The sequence below is a fragment of the Lachnospiraceae bacterium JLR.KK002 genome (assembly GCA_036941025.1).
GTDB lineage: Bacteria > Bacillota > Clostridia > Lachnospirales > Lachnospiraceae > Petralouisia.
Genome location: JAYMNP010000001.1, coordinates 2900080 through 2921952, shown reverse-complemented (window position 1 = coordinate 2921952; position 21873 = coordinate 2900080). Strand labels below are relative to the sequence as shown.

At 47.7% G+C, this 21873-nt stretch carries 21 protein-coding genes; 20 read left to right on the top strand and 1 reads right to left on the bottom strand.

Annotated elements, in window-relative coordinates; all coding sequences use genetic code 11:
* Positions 1 to 2 precede the first annotated feature (2 nt).
* Complete coding sequence (locus tag VSQ32_14230; protein ID MEH2943984.1) at positions 3 to 1757, top strand: ABC transporter ATP-binding protein; 1755 nt, start codon at positions 3 to 5, stop codon at positions 1755 to 1757.
* Positions 1758 to 1781: 24 nt separating this feature from the next.
* On the opposite strand, the gene VSQ32_14225 is transcribed toward VSQ32_14230, so the two are convergent.
* Complete coding sequence (locus VSQ32_14225) at positions 1782 to 2960, bottom strand: DNA polymerase IV (protein MEH2943983.1); 1179 nt, start codon at positions 2958 to 2960, stop codon at positions 1782 to 1784.
* Between the two features lie 268 nt (positions 2961 to 3228).
* On the opposite strand from VSQ32_14225, the gene VSQ32_14220 reads away from it, so the two are divergent.
* From VSQ32_14220 to ftsH, 19 genes are all read left to right on the top strand, one after another.
* Complete coding sequence (locus tag VSQ32_14220; GenBank protein ID MEH2943982.1) at positions 3229 to 3477, top strand: Veg family protein; 249 nt, start codon at positions 3229 to 3231, stop codon at positions 3475 to 3477.
* 73 nt (positions 3478 to 3550) lie between these two features.
* Positions 3551 to 5110: an SPOCS domain-containing protein gene (locus VSQ32_14215; GenBank protein MEH2943981.1), complete on the top strand. Its 1560-nt coding sequence runs from the start codon at positions 3551 to 3553 to the stop codon at positions 5108 to 5110.
* A 170-nt stretch (positions 5111 to 5280) separates the two neighbouring features.
* On the top strand, positions 5281 to 6513 hold the full coding sequence (locus VSQ32_14210; GenBank protein ID MEH2943980.1) for an NlpC/P60 family protein: 1233 nt from the start codon (positions 5281 to 5283) through the stop codon (positions 6511 to 6513).
* Positions 6514 to 6531: 18 nt separating this feature from the next.
* Positions 6532 to 6969 (top strand): GatB/YqeY domain-containing protein, encoded by a 438-nt coding sequence (locus VSQ32_14205; protein MEH2943979.1) that lies wholly within the window; start codon positions 6532 to 6534, stop codon positions 6967 to 6969.
* A gap of 10 nt (positions 6970 to 6979) precedes the next feature.
* On the top strand, positions 6980 to 8317 hold the full coding sequence (locus VSQ32_14200; GenBank protein ID MEH2943978.1) for a CCA tRNA nucleotidyltransferase: 1338 nt from the start codon (positions 6980 to 6982) through the stop codon (positions 8315 to 8317).
* Positions 8318 to 8389: 72 nt separating this feature from the next.
* Positions 8390 to 9382, top strand: a complete 993-nt coding sequence (locus VSQ32_14195) for a CotS family spore coat protein (protein MEH2943977.1) — start codon at positions 8390 to 8392, stop codon at positions 9380 to 9382.
* Positions 9383 to 9436: 54 nt separating this feature from the next.
* Positions 9437 to 10645, top strand: a complete 1209-nt coding sequence (locus VSQ32_14190) for a PEGA domain-containing protein (GenBank protein ID MEH2943976.1) — start codon at positions 9437 to 9439, stop codon at positions 10643 to 10645.
* Positions 10646 to 10948: 303 nt separating this feature from the next.
* On the top strand, positions 10949 to 12682 hold the full coding sequence (locus VSQ32_14185) for a phospho-sugar mutase (protein ID MEH2943975.1): 1734 nt from the start codon (positions 10949 to 10951) through the stop codon (positions 12680 to 12682).
* A 161-nt stretch (positions 12683 to 12843) separates the two neighbouring features.
* Positions 12844 to 13182 (top strand): HU family DNA-binding protein, encoded by a 339-nt coding sequence (locus tag VSQ32_14180; protein MEH2943974.1) that lies wholly within the window; start codon positions 12844 to 12846, stop codon positions 13180 to 13182.
* 409 nt (positions 13183 to 13591) lie between these two features.
* Positions 13592 to 13885, top strand: coding sequence for a type II toxin-antitoxin system RelB/DinJ family antitoxin (locus VSQ32_14175; GenBank protein ID MEH2943973.1), 294 nt, complete (start codon positions 13592 to 13594; stop codon positions 13883 to 13885).
* Positions 13885 to 14163, top strand: coding sequence for a type II toxin-antitoxin system YafQ family toxin (locus tag VSQ32_14170; protein MEH2943972.1), 279 nt, complete (start codon positions 13885 to 13887; stop codon positions 14161 to 14163). Before VSQ32_14175 ends, VSQ32_14170 begins: the two co-directional genes overlap by 1 nt.
* Positions 14164 to 14190: 27 nt before the next feature.
* On the top strand, positions 14191 to 14430 hold the full coding sequence (locus VSQ32_14165; GenBank protein ID MEH2943971.1) for an RNA-binding S4 domain-containing protein: 240 nt from the start codon (positions 14191 to 14193) through the stop codon (positions 14428 to 14430).
* Positions 14431 to 14510: 80 nt separating this feature from the next.
* Complete coding sequence (gene yabP, locus VSQ32_14160; protein MEH2943970.1) at positions 14511 to 14795, top strand: sporulation protein YabP; 285 nt, start codon at positions 14511 to 14513, stop codon at positions 14793 to 14795.
* Positions 14795 to 15268 carry a spore cortex biosynthesis protein YabQ gene (gene yabQ, locus VSQ32_14155; protein MEH2943969.1) on the top strand — a complete coding sequence of 158 codons (474 nt, stop codon included), beginning with the start codon at positions 14795 to 14797 and terminating at the stop codon, positions 15266 to 15268. The genes yabP and yabQ overlap by 1 nt, the downstream gene beginning before the upstream one ends.
* Positions 15256 to 15684: a septum formation initiator family protein gene (locus tag VSQ32_14150; protein MEH2943968.1), complete on the top strand. Its 429-nt coding sequence runs from the start codon at positions 15256 to 15258 to the stop codon at positions 15682 to 15684. Before yabQ ends, VSQ32_14150 begins: the two co-directional genes overlap by 13 nt.
* Positions 15685 to 15905: 221 nt before the next feature.
* A complete protein-coding gene (locus VSQ32_14145) occupies positions 15906 to 17771 on the top strand; it encodes a SpoIIE family protein phosphatase (GenBank protein MEH2943967.1) in 1866 nt (621 codons plus the stop codon).
* On the top strand, positions 17772 to 19172 hold the full coding sequence (tilS, locus tag VSQ32_14140) for a tRNA lysidine(34) synthetase TilS (GenBank protein MEH2943966.1): 1401 nt from the start codon (positions 17772 to 17774) through the stop codon (positions 19170 to 19172). It abuts the gene before it with no gap.
* A complete protein-coding gene (gene hpt / locus VSQ32_14135; GenBank protein ID MEH2943965.1) occupies positions 19165 to 19692 on the top strand; it encodes a hypoxanthine phosphoribosyltransferase in 528 nt (175 codons plus the stop codon). The genes tilS and hpt overlap by 8 nt, the downstream gene beginning before the upstream one ends.
* A 35-nt stretch (positions 19693 to 19727) precedes the next feature.
* Positions 19728 to 21569 (top strand): ATP-dependent zinc metalloprotease FtsH, encoded by a 1842-nt coding sequence (gene ftsH / locus VSQ32_14130; GenBank protein ID MEH2943964.1) that lies wholly within the window; start codon positions 19728 to 19730, stop codon positions 21567 to 21569.
* The last annotated feature ends 304 nt before the right edge of the window (positions 21570 to 21873 follow it).

Sequence of the window (21873 nt, the reverse complement as noted above, 5' to 3'; positions counted from 1 at the left end):
TCATGGAAAAAATCAAAAAAAGACAGCAGACAGAGACTTTGAAAAAAGTCCTGAACTACATTGAACATTATAAAATTTTTCTGGTATTGTCACTGCTTTTTGCAGTGGGCACCGTGGCCTCCACCCTGTATATTCCGGTGCTCACCGGGCAGGTCATCGACCATATTCTGGGGCCGGAGCAGGTGGAATTTCCCATTATTTTCAGGCTTCTGGGGAAAATGGGAATCATCACAGGCCTGACAGCGCTGGCCCAGTGGCTGATGAATGTGTGCAACAATAAGATTACTTACGAAGTGATTCAGGATATCCGGCGGGAAGCCTTTGCCAAAATCGAAATCCTGCCCCTGAAATTTATTGACGGTCATTCCCACGGAGAGCTGGTCAGCCGGGTAATTGCGGATGTGGACCAGTTTGCGGACGGACTGCTGATGGGATTTTCCCAGTTGTTTACAGGAGTGGTTACCATTCTGGGTACGCTGCTGTTTATGCTGAGTATCAATGTGAAGATTACGCTGGTGGTGGTGCTGATTACACCGGTTTCCCTGTTTGTGGCCAGCTTTATTGCAAAACGTACTTTTTCCATGTTTATGCTGCAGTCCTCCACCCGCGGAGAACAGACGGCATTAATTAATGAAATGATAGAAAACCAGAAGGTGGTGCAGGCATTTTCCAGAGAGGAAAAGGTACTGGAAACCTTTGACGAGATTAACGGAAGGCTGGAGAAGGCTTCTCTGCAGGCTACATTTTTTTCTTCTCTGACCAATCCCACCACCCGGTTTGTCAACAGCCTGGTGTATACGGGAGTTGGACTGGTGGGCGCGTTTTCTGCCATGAAAGGTATGCTGACCGTAGGCCAGCTTTCCTGCTTTCTCAGCTATGCCAACCAGTATACCAGGCCTTTTAATGAGATTTCCGGCGTGGTGACGGAGCTGCAGAATGCCCTTGCCTGTGCAGAGCGGATTTTCAGTCTGATTGAAGAAGAAGCCCAGATACCGGAGCCGGAACATGTGAAAGTTTTAACAGATGTAAAGGGAACCGTGGATCTGGAACATGTGTATTTCTCCTATACACCGGAGAAAAAGCTGATAGAAGATTTCAATCTGAATATAAAGCCGGGGCAGCGGGTGGCCATTGTGGGGCCTACCGGGTGCGGAAAAACCACCATGATCAATTTGCTGATGCGTTTTTATGACGTGGACAGCGGGAGCATTCAGGTGGAACATCAGGATATCCGGGAAGTTACCAGAAAGAGTCTGCGGGAAAGCTACGGGATGGTATTGCAGGAAACCTGGCTGAAAGCGGGAACTATCCGGGAAAACCTGATTATGGGCAGGCCAGACGCCACGGAGGAAGAAATCAGGGAGGCGGCAAAAGCGGCTCATGCCCACAGCTTTATCAAACGACTTCCCCAGGGCTATGACACGGTAATCGGCGAGGAGGGAGGAAGCCTGTCTGCCGGACAGAAACAGCTTCTTTGTATTGCCAGAGTAATGCTCTGCCTGCCGCCCATGCTGATTCTGGACGAAGCCACATCCTCCATTGATACCAGAACAGAAATGAAGATTCAGAATGCTTTTGCGAAAATGATGCAGGGACGGACCAGTTTTATCGTAGCCCATCGCCTGTCCACCATTCAGGAGGCGGATATTATTCTGGTAATGAAAGACGGACATATTCTGGAGCAGGGCAGCCATGAGGAACTTCTGAAGAAAGAGGGATTTTATTCCGAACTTTATAACAGCCAGTTTGCCGTATAGTATGAAGCAGGAAAATCCTCCGGTTTAAAAACCTTTTTTAATGATATCTTTTCCGAATTTTGCCTGCAGTTCTTCCATGGCTTTTTCAGCCCGAAGCTCTTTCTGAGTTTTGGGCAAATCGAACAGAGACATCTGTACCGGTTCCGGCTCTGTGGTCAGCCGGGAGGTACGCACACCAAGAAGACGGACAGGTTCTCCGTTCCACAGCTCGTCAAACAGAAGACAGGCATGATGGTACAGAATCTGTTCGTTGTCTGTGCTGACAGGAAGCTGCATCTGATGGGATACCCGGATAAAGGAGGCATAGCGGATTTCCGTACTGACCATGCCTGCGAGCTGGCCATAGCGTTTCAGCCGTCCGGAAACCTGATGGCAGAGGCTCTGTAGTACTTTTCTGGCGTCTGCGGAGGTTTCGGCGTCTCTGGCCAGGGTGGTGGAGTTCCCCACGCCTTTCAGTTCGCTTTCTTCTGTCTGTACAGGAGATTCGTCCAGCCCGTTGGCGAATTCCCAGATTAAACGCCCGTGGCTTTTCAGATGGCTTTCCAGAATGGAGACGTCAGTTCTGGCCAGGTCCCCGATGGTACGGATTTCCAGTTTGCTCAGAGCAGCGGCGGAGGATTTTCCTACCATAAATAAATCCCGCACGGGAAGGGGCCACATTCTGGCAGGGATTTCCTCCGGGAACAATGTGTGCACCTTATCCGGTTTCTGGAAATCAGAAGCCATTTTTGCCAGCAGTTTATTGGTGGAAATGCCGATATTAACGGTAAAACCAAAGGTATCCCGCACCGTGTCTTTGATTTGGACTGCGGCGGCCACAGGGCTTTCATAATTTTTCCGATAATCAGTAAAATCCATATAACATTCGTCAATACTGACCTGTTCAATGGCCGGGCAGAACGTTACCAGGAGTTCCATCAGCCTCTGGCTGCAGGCGGCATACAGGTTGTGATCCGGCGGCTCCAGCAGAAGGCCGGGGCATTTCCGGAGCGCGTAAGCCACAGGTTCCCCTGTGGAAATACCGTATGCTTTTGCAGGAATGGATTTTGCCAGAACCACTCCGTGGCGGCTGGCCATGTCGCCGCCGATAATGGCAGGAATTTCCCGCAAATCCAGCGGAGAGCCATTCTTTAACTTTTCCACCGCCGACCAGGAAAGGTAAGCGGAATTTACATCAATATGAAAAATAAGTCTCTGTTCCATAAATATTCCTCCTGAGGGGCCGGGCCCCTCCTGTCAAGCCTTCAGGACTCCTCCCGGCAGGCCGGGCCCCTCCTCAAGGCCAATTATACCAAATATATGTTCTGATGAAAAGATAAATCAGGAATTCCCGGAAATTGTCGAAATCCAGGCTATATTTCCCTTTGACAATATTTTAACATAGTGATATACTAAACAAGTGTACCATAGAAGAGACAGGTTCCTGCCTGGCTCAGTGTCCATGGGAATAAACAGAATAGAGGTGGAAAGAATGGCAGTACAACAGGCAGATATTAACAAAGTTCGTGCATCTGTTTCAGGACAGTTGGGTAACAAGGTCATGATTCAGTTGGACAGAGGCCGAAACCGGGTTGACATTCAGGAAGGTGTGATCAAAGGAGCGTATCCTTCTGTTTTTACCATACTGGTTGACGATGAAAATGAGAAAAATCCACCCCAGTTACTTTCTTTCAGCTATGCGGATGTCCTGACAAGAGACATAAGAATGAAATTGTGTTAATACAAGGAAAATGAATAAAACTCTTCAATTCGGAATAAAATGTACAAATATTCAGGATTGGAGAGTTTTTATTGTGGAATTATCAAAAAAATATATACATATGAATCGGGAAAAAGGAAAAGCTGCCACACAGATTACCCTGGATGATGATTTCAATGTGCCGGACACAAAACCGGATCTGATACGGATTATTCTGGATAAGGGAGAAATCCGGCTGGATGAAACCACCATCACCCAGGACCATGTGTGGCTGAAAGGCGTTCTGAAATTTTCCCTGTTATACCGAAGCGACCAGGAAGAAGGCCGGATTAACAGTATGAGCGGGGAAATTCCATTTCAGGAGAGCCTTGCCATTGACGGGGCCAACGAGTATGATACAGCCAAAATGCGGTGGGAAATGGAAGATTTGTCCATTGGCATTATCAATTCCAGAAAGCTCAGCGTAAAGGCGCTGGTGGCGCTGGAGGCGGAAATTGATGAGATTTACGATGAGGAAATTATAACAGGAGCAGAACGGGAAGGCGGCATCCAGCTTCTGGAACAGACCCTTTCGGCCATGGAACTGTTTCTGGCCAAAAAGGATACCTGGCGCTTTAAAGAAGAAATTCTGCTGCCCTCCAACAAGCCGAATATCCGGCAGGTTTTGTGGAAAAGCGTCCAGCTCCGCAGTGTGGAAATGCGCCTGATGGACAGTCAGCTTAACATTAAGGGAGAGGCCCTTGTATTTGTCTTATATGAAGGGGAGGAGGAAGAAGAACATTTACAGTGGATAGAGACAGCCCTTCCGTTTAACGGGATGATTGACTGCAATGGCTGCAGCGACGACATGGTATGTGATGTGTCGTACGATATTGCAGGAATTGAGCTGGAGGCGAAGCCCGATTATGACGGAGAAGAACGTATGCTCCATCTGGAACTGGTGATGGATCTGGAAATACAGGTATTTACCGAAGGCGAAGACCAGGTAGTGGCAGATTTGTATGCGGTAAATGAGAAACTGACTCCCGTTTATCAGGAGGCAGTCTTTGAAAAGCTGCTGCTGCGCAACGCTTCCAAATGTAAAATTGCAGAAAAAATGAGTCTGGACAAAAATCAGGAGCCCATACTGCAAATCTGTGCCAGCGAAGGGACTGCGGTGGTGGAACAGACAGAAATTGTGGAAGGAGGCATTCAGGTAGAAGGGACCCTTCAGATTAATATACTGTATGTGACAGCAGACGACCGGATGCCGGTGGCTTCCATGAAGGACATTCTGCCCTTCCATTATCTGATTGAGGTGCCGGAAATCAACCGGTCCTGCCGTTATCATTTGCAGACAGGAATCGACCAGCTTACCACGGTGATGACAGACAGCAGCCAGGTGGAAGTAAAAGCAGTGCTGAACCTGAACTGCATTGTGTTTGAGCAGCAGAATATTCATAAGATAAAAGAAGTGGAGGAAGAACCTCTGAATATGGAAGAACTTCAGGAAAGTCCCGGCATTATCGGCTATATTGCCAAAGAAGGCGACCAGCTCTGGAATATTGCCAGGGAAAATTATACCACCATTTCAGAAATTGTGAAAACCAACCAGTTGCCTTCCGAGCAGATAAAAGGAGGGGATAAAATACTGATTATCAAAACAGTGGGATAGGAAAAGGCCGAAAAAGGCAGCAAAAGCATGAAAAACTTTTGCTGCCTTTTTTGATACAAACGTTCTCCGGTTGCTATCATGGGAAGATGATGTTATAATCACTTTGTACAAAAAAATCATGACCAGTCGGCAGGCTGAGCGTGATGAGTTTACTCAGAAAGGAGATTTGCATGAAGTCAAAGAAGCTGGTGGCAGTATTGCTGGTAATTGTCATGGGAATTTCACAGTTTTCCATAGCGCTGGCGGACAAGAAGTCAGATGCGGAACAGAAGAAAAAGGAAGCGGAAGCGAATTTAAAGTCAAAACAGAATGAGATAAATCAGATAGAAAAACAGCAGCAGGAGCTGCGGGGCGAAATCGACAGGCTGGATGCGGAACTGGTTAATGTTATGATAGAGCTGTCCACGCTGGAAGAAGAACTGGCAGTGAAACAGGACGAGCTGGAACAGACAAAAGCAGACCTGGAGCAGGCCAAAGTGGATGAAAAGAACCAGTACGAGGCCATGAAGCTGCGGATTCGCTTTATGTATGAAAAGGGAAATTCCACCATGCTCACCAGTATTCTGGAATCCGGCAGCATTGCGGACCTGCTGAACCGGGTGGAATATGTCAACGAAGTTTACAAATATGACAGAGAACTGCTGACAGAGTATCAGAACACCAAAGACCAGGTGGCCATGTTAGAACAGCAGCAGGAGGAAGAGATTCAGGCACTGGAAGTAAAGCAGCAGGAATTTCAGGTGGCAAAGGAGAATTTCGAGACTACCATTGCCCAGAAAGAACATGAAGTGGATAATTTCAGCGGCATGATGGAGGAGGCCCGGACGCTGGCAGCAAAATATCAGGACACCATCAATGCCCAGAATACCATTATTGCTCAGGAAAATGAACGGATTGAGCGGGAACGTCGCGAAGCGGAAGAAGCTGCGGCAGCGGCAGCAGCGGCGGCCGCCAACAGGAACAGCAATACTTCCGGCAATTCCGGAAACAGCGGCGGCGGAAGTACGGCTGATAATACGGGAGGCGGCGGAAATAAAAATCCGGCTTTCAGCACCGGAGTAAGCGGAAGCGCTGTGGTGAACTATGCGTTATCCTTTGTGGGAAATCCCTATGTGTGGGGCGGGAAAGACCCTAACACAGGAGCGGACTGCAGCGGGTTTACCAGCTATGTCTATGGCCATTTTGGAATCAGCATCCCAAGCTATTCCTATTCCCAGCGTTCCGTGGGAAAAGAAGTGAGCTATGCCAATGCTCAGGCAGGGGATTTAATCTGCTATGCAGGACATGTGGCTATTTATATGGGAAACGGACAGATTGTCCACGCCAAAGGAACTGCGTACGGAATCGTAGGGTATGACAACGCAACTTACCGCCCGATTATTACTGTGCGGAGAGTTTTATAGAGACAGGAGGAATGACAGATGGAAATAAAAACATTGCAGAGTGATATGATAGCAGCCATGAAGGCGAAGGAGAAGGGGCGCAAAGACGCCATTTCCGCGCTGGTTTCCGCAGTAAAAAAGGCGGCCATCGACGAGGGATGCCGGGATGCCATTCCGGAAGCTCTGGTGGACCGGGTGATTTTAAAGGAACTGAAAACAGCAAAAGAGCAGCTGGATACCTGCCCTCCGGAGCGGACGGATTTGCTGGCGGAATATCAGCTCCGGTATGATGTGATTCAGGAATATGCGCCTGCTCTTATGTCAGAAGATGAGGTACGGACTTACATTACGGAGAAATTTGCGGAGATTGTGGCAACCGGGAATAAAGGCCAGATTATGAAAGCAGTAATGGCCGAGCTGAAGGGTAAGGCAGACGGAAAAGTGATCAGTCAGGTAGTGGCAGGTTTGTGCAAATAGGAGACGGAGAATGACAATACAGTTACCCGGAAAAGTGAAGTTTATTATTGATACCCTGACAGACGCAGGATGGGAGGCCTGGGCAGTGGGAGGCTGCGTGCGGGATTCTGTTCTGGGGCGGGTTCCGGGAGACTGGGATATTACCACCTCTGCTTCTCCTGAGCAGGTGAAACAGTTGTTTCCCAAAACCGTGGATACGGGCATTCAGCATGGAACCGTAACGGTTCTGGAAGGAAGAGAAGGGTTTGAGGTGACTACCTATCGGATAGACGGAGAATATCAGGACAGGCGCCATCCCAGTGAAGTAATCTTCACCTCAGATTTAATTGAAGATCTGAAACGGAGGGATTTTACCATCAACGCCATGGCCTATAACGAACGGGAAGGGCTGATTGACGTATTTGACGGTATCAGAGATTTGCAGGAAGGGAAAATCCGCTGTGTGGGGAATCCCGAAGACCGGTTCAGGGAGGACGCTCTGCGGATGATGCGGGCAGTAAGGTTTGCGGCCCAGCTTGGATTTACCATAGAGGACAGGACCAGGCAGGCGATTACCTCCCTGGCGGAGAATCTTGGAGCCATCAGCCCCGAACGAATCCAGACGGAGCTGGTGAAACTGCTGGTATCCGACCATCCGGAAGAAATGCGGACACTTTACGAGACCGGTATGACCGCCGTATTTCTGCCGGAATTTGACGCCATGATGGACACGCCCCAGAATAACCGCCATCACTGTTATAATGTGGGGGACCACACCATTGCGGCTCTTCAGAATATCCGGCCGGACAAGGTGCTCCGGCTGACCATGCTGTTTCATGATGTGGCGAAGCCGGTGTGTAAGTCCCAGGATGAGGGAGGCACCTATCATTTTTACGGCCATCCGAATATAGGCTCACGTATGGCAGGAGAGATTCTCAGGAGGCTGAAATTTGACAATGATACCATAGACAGAGTGACAGCTCTGATTGCCTGGCATGATCACAGGCCCCAGCTGAAGGAAGCAGCAGTCCGGCGGGCCATGCACCGGGTTGGGCTTCGCCAGTATCCGGATTTATTTGAGGTAAAGCTGGCGGATACCCTGGCAAAAAACCGCTACAAGCGGAAGGAGAAGCTGGATTATCTGGAAGAATACCGCCGGATTTATCAGGAAATTCTGGATAAAAACCAGTGCCTGACATTAAGGGAACTGGCCGTGGACGGGAAAGATCTGATTCAGGAGGGCATGGAGCCGGGAAAAGAGATGGGAGATGTTCTGGAACATCTGCTGGATCACGTGCTGGAGGTCCCGGAGGACAATACCAGAGAAAAATTGCTGGAATTGCTGAAAACTGAAAGAAAAGCTGAATAGAATCCGACCCTTTCACATATGATAGAAAGACACAGGAAATAAGCCTGTGAATATCATGGTGGAGGGGTTTATGTGTATAATCGAGAAAATCTGATTTTGGAACAGTATCCGTTTGAAGTAAAGCAGACGTCCAAAGGCAGAGGAGCATGGATCTGCGATACGAATCAGGGGTTGAAAATTTTAAAAGAATACAGAGGCTCCGAAGGAAGGGCAGATTTCCTGTGCGGTCTGTTAGAATTTTTAAAGGAACATGGACAAGAACGGATTGACTGTGTGGTCAGGACAGGAGAGGGCAAAACCATAGTGCGGGACGTGGACGGTACCGTCTATATGGTGCGGGACTGGTACGAAGGCAGAGAATGCGATACGAAGAGCAGAGACGATATTTTAAAGGCAATCCGGCAGCTTGCCGATATACATAATATTCTGAGAACATTTCCGGAAGAAATACCGGGCTATCTTCAAATCCGGAAAGATACTCTGTTAGAGGAAAATGAGCGCCATACCAGAGAACTGAAAAAAGTGCGTAATTTCATTTCCTCCCGGAAAAAGAAAAATGATTTTGAGATGGCATTTCTGAAAAGTTTCGACATGTTTTTCGGGGAAGCGCTGGAGGTGACCAGCATCCAGAAACAGGAACTGGAGAAAGAGAGCGGGGCCGGAGCAGGGATTTACGGTATCTGTCACGGGGATTACAATCAGCACAATGTACTGTTCACCAGGCAGGGAATTGCAGTATTGAATTTTGAAAAGGCCACCTATGATATTCAGGTGTCGGATTTGGGGAATTTCATGCGTAAAATTCTGGAAAAGCACAACTGGAATATGGGACTGGGCATGGATATGCTGAGCGCCTACCATAAGATACGGGCGCTGAGCCAGCAGGAAATGCGGCAGCTTTACATCCGCCTTGCCTATCCGGAGAAATTCTGGAAGATAGCAAACCATTACTTTAATACCAGCAAAGCCTGGGTATGCGGAAGAAATCTGGAGAAGCTGGATAAATTTATTTCCCAGAATGAAGCCAGGGAGAGTTTTCTGCACCTGATTGGAGATTTGCCCTGAGAAAAGGGAATGAATCGCGGGGCCGGACTTTCGGGGATATAAGGAGGAATAAGCGTGCAAAAGAAAAAAATATACCGGATAAGCTGGATTCTGCTGTTGCTTTTTATACTGGCAGGCTGCGGAACCGGCCAGAAGAAAATCACGGACGGAAGCGAAATCTATACCGGGAGACGGGATAACGAGGATCTTGGCCTTGAGGAAGTGGAGGTCCCCAAAGACGACGGCAAGCTGTATATTGTGACAGCCGTTGATTCGGAACGGAAAATCATGACGCTGCAGGACCGGGATACCACCCGTGAGAAACCTTTTAATTATACGGGGGCAACCTATATCAAAGGAAAATACGGGGATAATCTGACCATTGACCAGATTTCAGCGGGAGAACTGGTAACTATTGAGCGGAGAGGGGAGACCCTGACCAATGTGCAGATTTCCAGCACGGTATTTTCCTATGATGACCTGCATAATTTCACCCTGGATAAAGAAATGCAGACCGTGAGCGTGGGCGGCACCACATATTTCTTTGATGACAATGTGGGAATTTTTCACAATAACAGCAGGATTGCCCTTTCAGACATCAGCGAACAGGATACCATATGCCTGAAAGGCCTGGACAAACAGATTTATACCATTCAGGTCATGGCAGGCCACGGAACCGTAGCTCTGCAGAATACGGAAGTATTTCAGGGCGGTTATATTACCATCGGAAATCTCCTTTCCATGAAGATTACGCCTCAGATGCGGATTGAGGTGCCGGAGGGAAGTTATCTTCTTTCGGTTGCCAATGACGGATATGGAGGGAGCCGGGAAATTCAGGTGGAGGCCAATCAGGAGACTCTGGTAAATCTGGATGAACTGAAAGGCGAGGGGCCGAAATTCTGCCAGATTCGCTTTAAAGTGGAGCCGGAGAATGCGAAAGTATATCTGGACGGGAACCTGACAGATATCAGCAAGGCAGTGGAGGTGCGTTACGGAACCCACCGTCTGACTGCAGAGGCCGACGGTTATGAGAAATGGAGCAGAATTCTGATTGTCAATTCCAAAACTGCGGAGCTGACCATTAAGCTCAGTGATAAAAGTTCGGATGAGACCATCGCAACATCCAACAGCAATAACAATAATAACAATAATAACAATAATAACAATAATAACAATAATAACAATAATAACAACAATAACAATAATAGCAATAATAGCAACAATAACAACAATAACAACAGAAACAATGTAACGCCCGATAATGCTTCAGGCACCGGGAATTAGGAGACGGAACAATGTAACAGAGAAGCCGCAGGCTGAACTGTCTGTAACGATTCAGCCTGCGGCTTCATAGTTACTGAATCCGGCCTGTTCCAGTCTGCCTTCGGCAAAGAGGCCGGATTCTTCTCAACCATTACACATTCTCACAGACTTTGCAGCAGGCGCAAAGTCCTGGGCTGAACTGTTACCCTGAACTGTCAGTTTTTTCAAAAAACAGTTGAGAAATATCATTCCATGAAGTATGATAAAAGTAGCTTGATTCCGGAGAAAGGAAAAGCTGCAGAAAGGAAAACGAGGAGGATTAACATGGATCACAAGGAAATGTACCAGGAGTGGTTGAACAACCCATATTTTGACGAAGGGACCAAAGCGGAATTACAGAGAATCGCCGAGGATGAAAAGGAAATAGAAGAACGTTTTTACATGGATCTGGAATTTGGAACAGCAGGCCTTCGCGGCGTAATCGGCGCCGGTACCAACCGTATGAACATTTATACGGTGCGCAAAGCAACTCAGGGCCTTGCGAATTATATTGCCTCTGTAAACGGACAGGCCAAAGGTGTGGCAATCGCATACGATTCCCGGAGAATGTCACCGGAATTTGCAGATGAAGCGGCATTGTGCCTGGCTGCAAACGGAATCAAAGCATATGTATTCGAGTCTTTAAGACCTACGCCGGAACTGTCCTATGCAGTGCGCCGGCTGGGCTGTATTGCAGGTATCAACATTACTGCAAGCCATAATCCTCCGGAATATAACGGATACAAAGTGTACTGGGAGGACGGCGCCCAGATTACACCGCCCCACGACAAAGGTATTATGGATGAGGTAAAGAAAGTGACCGATTATGCCACAGTAAAGACCATGGACAAGGATGAGGCACAGAAGGCGGGACTTTACGTCACCATTGGAAAAGATATTGACGATCCCTATATTGAAGAGTTAAAGAGTCTGGTTCTGCGGCAGGACTGCATTGACGCAGTGGCAAAGGATATGAAGATTGTATATTCCCCTCTCCATGGAACCGGAAATATCCCGGTGCGCCGTGTGCTGAAGGAGCTGGGCTTTGAGCATGTATATGTAGTGCCGGAGCAGGAGCTGCCCGATGGAGAATTTCCCACAGTCAGCTATCCCAATCCGGAATCGGAAGAAGCCTTCCAGCTGGGCTTAAAGCTGGGAAAAGAAGTAGATGCAGATCTGATTCTGGCCACAGACCCGGATGCAGACCGCCTCGGAGTATATGTAAAGGACTCCAAAACCGGAGAATACCACAGCCTTACCGGAAATATGTCCGGCTGCCTGATTGGAGATTACGTGATCAGCCAGAGAAAGGAACAGGGAGGGCTTCCTGCAGACGGAGCTTTTATCAAATCTATTGTATCCACCAATATGGCGGACGCTATTGCGAAATACTATGGAATTGCTCTGGTGGAAGTGCTTACCGGATTCAAGTTTATCGGCCAGAAGATTCTGGAATTTGAAAATACCGGAAACGGAACCTACCTGTTCGGTATGGAAGAAAGCTATGGCTGCCTGACCGGAACTTACGCGAGAGACAAGGATGCGGTAGTGGCTTCCATGACATTGTGCGAAGCGGCCGCTTACTATAAAACCAGAAATATGACCCTCTGGGACGCTATGATTGCCATGTATGAACGTTATGGTTACTACAAAGACGATGTAAAGGCCATCACCCTGAAAGGAATCGAAGGGCTGGAGAAGATTCAGGAAATCATGAATACCTTAAGGGAAAACACCCCGGCGGAAATCGGCGGATACCAGGTTGTTTCCGCAAGAGATTATAAGAAAGGCACCATCCGGAATCTGGCAGAGGGACAGGAAGCGCCCACCGGACTTCCTTCCTCCAATGTGCTCTATTATGATCTGACAGACGACGCATGGGTGTGCGTCAGACCTTCCGGCACCGAGCCCAAGGTGAAATTCTATTATGGCGTAAAAGGCGCTTCCCTTGCCGAGGCAGATGAGAAATCAGAGAAACTGGGAAAAGAAGTGCTGGCCATGATTGATAAAATGCTGTAAATCCTCTGAAATGTGGAATTTTTCTTGACAAACAATATAAAAACAAGTATAAATATGTGTGTGGGTAATCCTGAAAAGGTATTTCATCCTGAAAGTGGGATAATTTTGCCCGTATCGGGCGGTAAAACAAATTCATTTTAAATCGGAAAAGAGAAAGCGCGATGTGTACCTGGACAGACCCGAACCATAATAAACAAGTAAGAATCCAGAGGAGGAATATTGTCATGAACAAAGCAGAACTGATAGCAGCCATGTCTGAAAAAGCGGAGTTGTCCAGAAAGGACGCAGAGAAAGCATTAAAGGCATTCACTGACGTAGTTACGGAAGAACTGCAAAAGGGAGAAAAAATTCAGTTAGTTGGATTCGGTACCTTTGAGGTTTCCGAAAGAGCAGCAAGAACCGGAAGGAATCCTCAGAGCGGTGCGGAAATGGTTATCCCGGCTTCCAAAGCACCCAAGTTTAAGGCAGGCAAGGCTTTAAAAGATATGATTAACGCATAATTAAGTTTATGACATTACGGAGGGCTTTCTCAGGAAAGCCCTTTTATTATTCTATAGGAAAGCCCTTGTCACGCTAACGCGTGAAAGTGCCTTTCTATAGAATAATAATTAAGATACGCACGCAAATGCAAAGGAAAGATATCGCCAGGGCGATACATTTGCGGCGCAGAATTTCGTAAAACGAAATTCGTTTTCTTTTACAGGAAATATTGTGTCACTGTGAAGTGTTAAAGTTCATGGATTTCCTATGAGATAAAGTCCCTCCGGGCCAGATGCCGTTACTGGAACACCCGCAGGGTGTGAACAGTAACTCTATTGCTACGCAATCCGCTCACGTGCGTTAAAATGTATTGACAATGTTAATACATTTTGTGTATACTATAGTTAAAGTCACAGGGAGGTGGAGCACATGGCAAAAACGGCAAATATTAATATTCGTATTGATCCTGAAACGAAATCCAGCGCAGAAAAACTGTTTTCCAGTTTTGGAATTACAGTTACAGATGCGATTAACATTTTTCTGCGCAAATCTATTATGGAAGGCGGTCTGCCTTTTGAAATGAAGCAGCCACGCTATAATGCCGAAACAGAATTGGCTATGAAAGAGACTGAAACTATTATGGCCGGGCAGTTACAGGTAAAAAGTTATTCCTGTGCACAGGAACTTTTTGAAGAGCTGGATGGGGAAAAGGATGATGAATGATGTTAAAATTAGTGACCACCGGACAGTTTCGGAAAGACTATAAGCGTGTAAAAAAGAGAGGCTATAATATGAAATTGCTGGAGAGAGTAATTGATGCTCTCCTGAGCGAAGAACACCTGGATGAATGTTACCGGGACCATGGATTGACTGGAAATTATGAGGGTTTTCGTGAATGTCATATTTTACCGGACTGGATTCTGATTTATGCAAAAGATAAAGAACATCTGATACTGACTGCATCCCGAACAGGAACTCATTCAGATTTATTTGCAAAGTAATATAATAACCAGGAAAGGAAAACAATTATGAGACTGGATAAATTTTTAAAGGTATCGCGTCTGATTAAACGCAGAACCGTGGCAAACGAAGCCTGCGACGCAGGACGGGTATCGGTAAACGGAAAAGTGGCCAAGGCATCCCTGGATGTAAAGCCGGGAGATGTGATTGACATTGGTTTCGGTACAAAAAATGTAAAAGTGGAAGTTCTGGCGGTGCAGGATACCAACCGGAAGGAAGAAGCAAAAGAATTATTTAAATATCTGTAAATATACGCATAAAACCATCCCTCCTTCATATATTTAAAAAGGACATCCATAGTCCCGGAAATATGGAAGGAGGTTTTTGAATGGAAGAAAAAGCGGCGGGAGGCAGCCATAAGATTGTAATATCCAACCGTAAGAACGGAGTGTTAAACGGAGTGATAGATGTGCTTTCCTTTGATGTGGGAGAAATTCTTCTGGAAACGGAGCTGGGTATGCTGATGATAAAAGGGAATGATCTTCACGTAAACCGTCTGACTCTGGAAAAGGGAGAAATCGACATCGAAGGAAAAATCGACAGTTTAACCTACTCGGATATGAAGCCCGCCTCCAGACAGGGTGAATCTTTTCTGGGAAGACTGTTTAAGTAATGCAGATAAGCGAAGGAATCTTAAAGGAAGCAGACGTATTGCTGGCCTCTTTCCTGACAGGAATGATACTGTTGTTTGTGTATGATCTGCTTCGCATTATCCGAAGGCTGGTTTCCCATAAATCCTGGATGACGGGGGCGGAGGACCTGTTGTTCTGGATTGGCAGCGCGGTGGCGCTGTTTGCCATGCTGTACCGGGAGAACAGCGGTTATATCCGGGGATTCGTAATTGGCGGAGTGGTGGCAGGGATGTTATGCTATAACCTGCTGTTCAGCCGCTGGGTAGTAAAAGGAAGCGTATTTCTGCTGGAAAAAATACTGTTTGCTGCAAGCCGGCCTCTGGTGTGGACAGCCCGTTTGCTGAAAAGGCCGGCAGGATTTGCGAAAAAGAGGGCGAAAAAAGTCCTGCGGTTTTTCAAAAAACAATTGAAAAAAATATGGAAAGCAGTTAGAATAGGAGTATGCAAATTATAGGCGGCAGTTCACCGGGAAAGATTGTTCCGAAACGGGAGCGGCTGCAGCCAGGGGAAGGTTATCGTATGGAAAAGCGTGAAAGAGCACGGAGGTCAGGTGCGGAGAGGACCAGGCTGCGCAGAAGAAGAAAACAGAATAAGTCCAGTATCATATGCATTTCACTGATTGTCTTTACCCTGATTGGCGTTATGTCCGTACAGATTGTATCCGTATATCAGCGGAATGAATCTTATAAGACACAGGAAACGGAACTTCAGGCTCAGCTTGAGACAGAGCAGGTCCGGCAGGGTGAACTGAAAGAATATGAGAAATATGTAGGTACCAGGGAATACATAGAACAGGTGGCCAAGACCAGACTGGGACTTGTATACTCCAATGAGATTATTTTCAAGGAGAAAACAGCAGAAGATGAATAGCTTTCCGGGGAATCTGTCCGTACAGTGATGAAGGGCAGCCATGAATTTCCTAAAAAGCATAAGCCCCTTAGAATCGCCATAAGCAGTGGTTCTAAGGGGCTTTTTGTCTAAAAGTTTTTGAAAACCTGTCCCTGGTTTGACAAACATTTCAGCCGCTCCTTTTTATAATAACTCCTGCACGTCCGGTACAGACAAAAGCCGGGCAAGAAGGAGGATGAGATATGAACGGAGCAAAAAGAACGGGAATGAGATGGAAAGAAATCGGATTGTACGGACTGGCCATGCTGGCGGCAAAAGGAGCATTCGCAGGATGTTATCCCCTGATACCGGGATTTTTCACTGCCTGCTATATGGAAGAAGTGAACCGTACGCTGCTTTTGATTTTCAGTATTTTCGGTATGGCGTTGTTTGTGCCGGTACAGGCGATGGCCAAATATACCATGATACTTCTGGTGACAGCAGTGGTAATACGGCTGGTGGAATGGGCAGGCAAAAGCTGCCGTACCTGTGTAGGGGCAGGAGCTGCAGGAATCAGCGTGTTTTTGCTTACCCTGGCGGGAGAACTGCTGCAGGTGCGCAACCGGGCAGTGGTGTGGATGGGGATTCTGGAATCCGTACTGGTGTGCGGTATGGTGCTGGTGCTGACGCCCATACTTCACGGTTTCCTGGAATGGAGTTTTTCCGGCGGGGAGGGGAAGCAGGGAGCCGGGCAGACCGCGCCGGAGCATGGAGAAAAGCTCCAGACCTATGCACAGTCCTTCAGCGGCCTGTCTCAGATATTTTCCCGGATGGAAAATTTCAAAAGTAATTTTGAGCCGGAGGAAATGGGAAAAATGCAGCAGGAGATTGCCGGGAAAATCTGTATGTCCTGCGACCAGTGCGCCATCTGCTGGCAGGAAGATACCAGTCCCATGTACGAGCTTTTTTTCCGGCTCTTTCATTCCCTGGAAAAAAGAGGCAGCGCGGAGGAAGAACTGCACCGGGAGCTGGCGGATCGATGTCCCTGGTCTGCCAGTATCATAGAAGAAGCGGTGGGGGTATTTGAAAAGGCAAAACTGAATCTGGCCTGGTATAACCGCCTGCTGGAGAACAGGGGGATTATTGCGGAACAGCTGGACGCCATGGCCTATATTATGGAAGACTGTGCCAGGGAATATAAAGATATCAGCAGGCAGGAGAATAAACTCCTGAATGCTGTAAAATACAGATTGAAAGAGCGGGGGATTACCGCCAGAGAAATCCATCTGTATGAGAGACAGAACGGAAAACTGTCCCTGCAGATGACTGCCGCCTCCAAATGGGGAAACTGCGTACCGGTAAAAGAGCTGGCCAGGGGAGTCAGCCAGGGGCTGCGGCGTGATATGGTTCCTGGAAAATACGTCCGTTCTCTGCTTGGAAAAGAAGAAAGTTTTCTGACTTTTGAGGAAGATACCCTGTATCATGCACTGCAGGGAGTAGCCAGGCTTACCAGAGACGGGGCCCAGGTGTCCGGAGACAGTTTTTCCTTTCTGGAGCTGGAAGGCGGGGAATGCGTTATGGCATTATCGGACGGAATGGGTTCCGGAATCAATGCTTGTAAGGAAAGTGAAATGGTGATAGAGTTAATAGAGAAGTTTCTGGAAGCGGGATTCCGGAAAGAGACAGCCATTCGTATGATGAATTCCGCCATGGTAATTCAGGGAGAAGAAGGGATGTTTTCCACGGTGGATCTGGCAGCCATTGATTTGTACACGGGAATCTGTGATTTTTACAAAATCGGCGCTGCCGCCACCTTCATCAAGCGGGGAGAAGAAGTAGAGTGCATTTCATCCGGCAGCCTTCCGGCAGGAATCTTCCAGCAACTTGAAATCGAGAAAATCAGCAGGCAGTTAAAAGACGGAGATTTTGTGGTGCAGGTGACAGACGGAGTTCTGGATGATTTACATGTCCCCGTGCCGGAGGATACCATGCAGGAAATTCTGGAAACCGTGGAGACAAACAATCCGGGCCAGATGGCCAAACAGATACTGGAACGGATTTTACTGTTTACTGCCGGAAAGGTGCCGGATGACATGACGGTGCTGGTGGCAGGAATCTGGGAGAAATAGATGCAAAAGAAAATTATGGCTTTTATGGAAGAACATCATATGGTGAAAAAGGGGGACTGTGTGCTGGCGGCGGTATCCGGCGGCGCGGATTCCGTCTGTCTGCTGCTGATTCTGCAGGAGATGGCAAAGGCCGGGAAAATCCGTCTGTGCACAGTCCATGTGGAACATGGAATCCGGGGAGAAGACAGCAGGCGGGACGCCCGATTTGTGGAAGAATTATGCGGACAGCGCCGGATTCCATGTAAAATATTCCATTGCCAGGCAAGGGAATACGCCAGGGCACATAAAATGACAGTGGAGGAAGGAGCCAGAACTCTGCGGTATGGATTTTTTGCACAGGCAGCCGAAGAATTTGAGGCAGACAAAATTGCAGTGGCCCATAATCAGAACGACTGTGCGGAAACCGTGCTGTTTCATCTGGCGCGGGGCACAGGGCTTAAGGGCCTGTGCGGAATCCCTCCGGTGCGGGGCAATATTATCCGTCCCCTGCTGTGTGTGGAGCGAAAAGAAATCGAAGGATTTCTGACGGAAAAAAAGCAGCCTTTCTGTCAGGACAAAACCAACCGGTCAACGGAGTATACCAGGAATAAAATACGTCATCAGATTTTGCCGGTGCTGGCAGAAATCAACTCCCAGGCGGTGGCCCATATGAATCAGGCGGCCCTGCAGGCGGCAGAGGCGGAGGGGCTGATTCAGGAACTGGCGGAAGAGATAACAGACAGATATATTTACCGGGATACACAGGGAATCTGTATTTCCGGGAAGCTCTGTAAGGAAAGGCCGGTTCTGCAGAAAGCCCTCCTGCACCGGGCCCTGGCGGAAGCAGCAGGCAGCAGCAGGGATATTTCCGGACTCCATGTGCAGAATCTGCGGGAATTGTTTGAGAAACAGACGGGCAGGAGTATTTCTTTTCCCTGCGGAATCACGGGAGAACGGACGTATGAAGGGGTGGTGCTGAAAAACCGGCAGGAAATGTCCGGGGAAATATCCGGCACGGAGGACGCCTGGATACTGCCGCCGGAGGGGATTTTGAAAATTTCTTTCCTGGGATATGAAATACACACCCGATTGCTGGAAAATAATCTTCAAAATGAAGAAATTCCCAAAAAGATATATACGAAATGGCTGGACTATGATAAAATAAAAGGCACCATGCTATTAAGAACACGTCGGGAGAAGGATTTTCTGATCATCAGCCCGGAGGGCGGACGAAAAAAACTGAAAAAGTTTTTCATTGATGAAAAGATACCGGGGCCGGAGCGGGAGCGTATACTGCTTCTCACGGACGAAACCCATGTAATCTGGGTGATAGGCAGCAGGCTTGGCGAAGATGTAAAAGTGACAGAGGACACCAGAAGAATTCTTGAGATACGGGTATATGGAGGAAATATTTGTGAGTGAGAAAGTTCGTGTGCTAATTTCAGAAGAAGAAGTGGAAAAAAGAATCTGTGAGATGGGAAAAGAAATCAGTGAATATTATAACGGGGAGGAAGTTCATCTGGTCAGCGTGCTCAAAGGCGGAGTGTTTTTTACCTGCCAGCTTGCAAAAAGGCTGACGGTGCCGGTCTCCCTTGATTTTATGTCCGTTTCCAGCTATGGCAATCACACCAAATCCAGCGGTGTGGTAAAAGTCATCAAGGATCTGGATGAAGCCATTGAAGGAAAGCATGTACTGGTGGTGGAAGATATTGTGGACTCCGGCAGGACGTTAAGCTATTTACTGGAGAATTTGAAGAGCAGGAAGCCCAAAAGCCTGAAACTGTGCACATTACTGGATAAGCCGGAACGCCGGGTGACAGATGTGCATGTGGATTATACCGGATTTGAGATACCGGATGAATTCGTGGTGGGCTATGGCCTTGATTATATGCAGCATTACAGAAATCTTCCCTATGTGGGAGTAGTAGAAATAAATGATTAAAAAAGACAGTCAATGAGAGAGGAGGCATAAGAAATATGAATGCACAGAAACGCAACCGGGCGTTTGGATTGTATCTTGCAGCCATCGCCGTTCTGGCGCTACTCTGGATTCTGCGGGACAGTTCCTCCGGTTTCGGGCAGAATGGCCTGTATACTTATGCACAGTTTGAACAGGATCTGAAAAGTGAAAATGTGGTGTCAGTGGTGGTTTCCCAGAACCGGGAAGTACCCAGCGGCCAGGCGGATGTAACGCTGAAAGGAGATTCCGGCAAAGGCGGCGGGAAAGTGCTGTATGTATCGGATATCAATACATTGCAGGAAACCATGAAATCCTATGATTTTGCAGATTATGTGGTGAAGGAGATGCCGGAGGAAAACTGGCTGATTTCCATACTTCCCACTCTGATTTTGTTTGCTGTACTGTTTGTTTTCTATATTATGATGACCAATCACGCATCAGCGGCTTCCGGCGGCGGAAGTAAAATGATGAATTTTGGCAAGAGCCGGGCCAAAATGACCACTGACGAGAATAAAAAAGTAACGTTTGGAAGTGTGGCAGGCCTGAAAGAGGAAAAAGAGGAACTGGAAGAACTGGTGGATTTTCTGCGGGCGCCCAGAAAATATACGAAGCTGGGAGCCAGAATTCCAAAGGGGGTTCTTTTGGTAGGGCCTCCGGGAACCGGTAAAACGCTGCTGGCCAAGGCTGTGGCCGGAGAGGCAGGCGTGCCCTTTTTCAGCATTTCCGGTTCTGATTTCGTGGAGATGTTTGTGGGCGTGGGTGCGTCCCGTGTCCGTGATTTGTTTGAGGAAGCCAAGAAAAATGCACCCTGTATCGTATTTATTGATGAGATTGACGCAGTGGCCAGACGCCGGGGCACCGGAATGGGCGGCGGACATGATGAACGGGAGCAGACCCTGAACCAGCTTCTGGTGGAAATGGACGGTTTTGGCGTCAACGAAGGAATTATTGTGATGGCGGCTACCAACCGTGTGGATATTCTGGATCCTGCCATTATGCGTCCCGGCCGGTTTGACCGAAAGGTTCATGTGGGAAGGCCGGATATTGGCGGACGTGAAGAAATTCTTAAGGTCCATGCGCAGAACAAACCCCTGGGCGATGATGTGGATTTGAAACAGATTGCCCAGACTACTGCCGGGTTTACCGGAGCGGATCTGGAGAATCTTCTGAATGAGGCGGCAATTTATGCGGCAAAAGAAGACCGGGGATATATTATCCAGGGAGATATCCGGAAATCCTTTGTAAAAGTAGGAATCGGCTCGGAGAAGCGGAGCAGGATTATTACGGACAAGGAGAAACGGATTACAGCCTACCATGAGGCAGGCCATGCCATTCTGTTCCACGTGCTGCCGGATGTGGGCCCGGTGTATTCCGTATCCATCATACCCACCGGCGTGGGAGCGGCAGGCTATACCATGCCTCTGCCGGAGCGGGAAGAGATGTTTAACACCAAAGGACGGATGCTGCAGGAAATTATTGTGGATCTGGGCGGCAGAGTGGCGGAAGAACTGATTTTTGATGATATTACCACAGGAGCTTCTCAGGATATCAAACAGGCTACCAGTGTGGCAAAAGCCATGGTAACCAAATACGGTATGTCAGAGCATGTGGGTCTGATTAATTACGACAACGAAGACGACGAAGTGTTTATCGGAAGGGATCTGGCGCATACCAGATCTTACGGAGAAAATATTGCCGGAGTCATTGACCAGGAAATCAAGCGCATTATTGACGAATGCTATCAGAAATCCAGAGGTATTCTGCTGGAGCATGAGAAGATTCTCCACAAATGCGCGGATCTTCTTCTGGAAAAGGAAAAAATCAGCCGGGATGAGTTTGAAGCCTTATTTGAAGGGTAAATTGTGCAAAATTACTATGGAATTCCAGAGGGATAGGCAAATGGTACTGTACAAATCTTATAAAAACAGGTTGCAATTTTTGTGAAGTTTGTGCACACTTATTGGAGGTTTTATGGTACTATAATTACTGTAAAAACCCCCCAATACATTATATAGTTTTTGCTACACCCCATAGTAAAAATACCTTCTCCTAAAAAAGGCAGCCGTGAAAAAGCTGCCTTTTTTACATAACAGGAAATCTTTCGGATTTTCTGTATCAGATGAAATAAAACCATGGTAGGAAACTCGTGAAACATTGCCGATT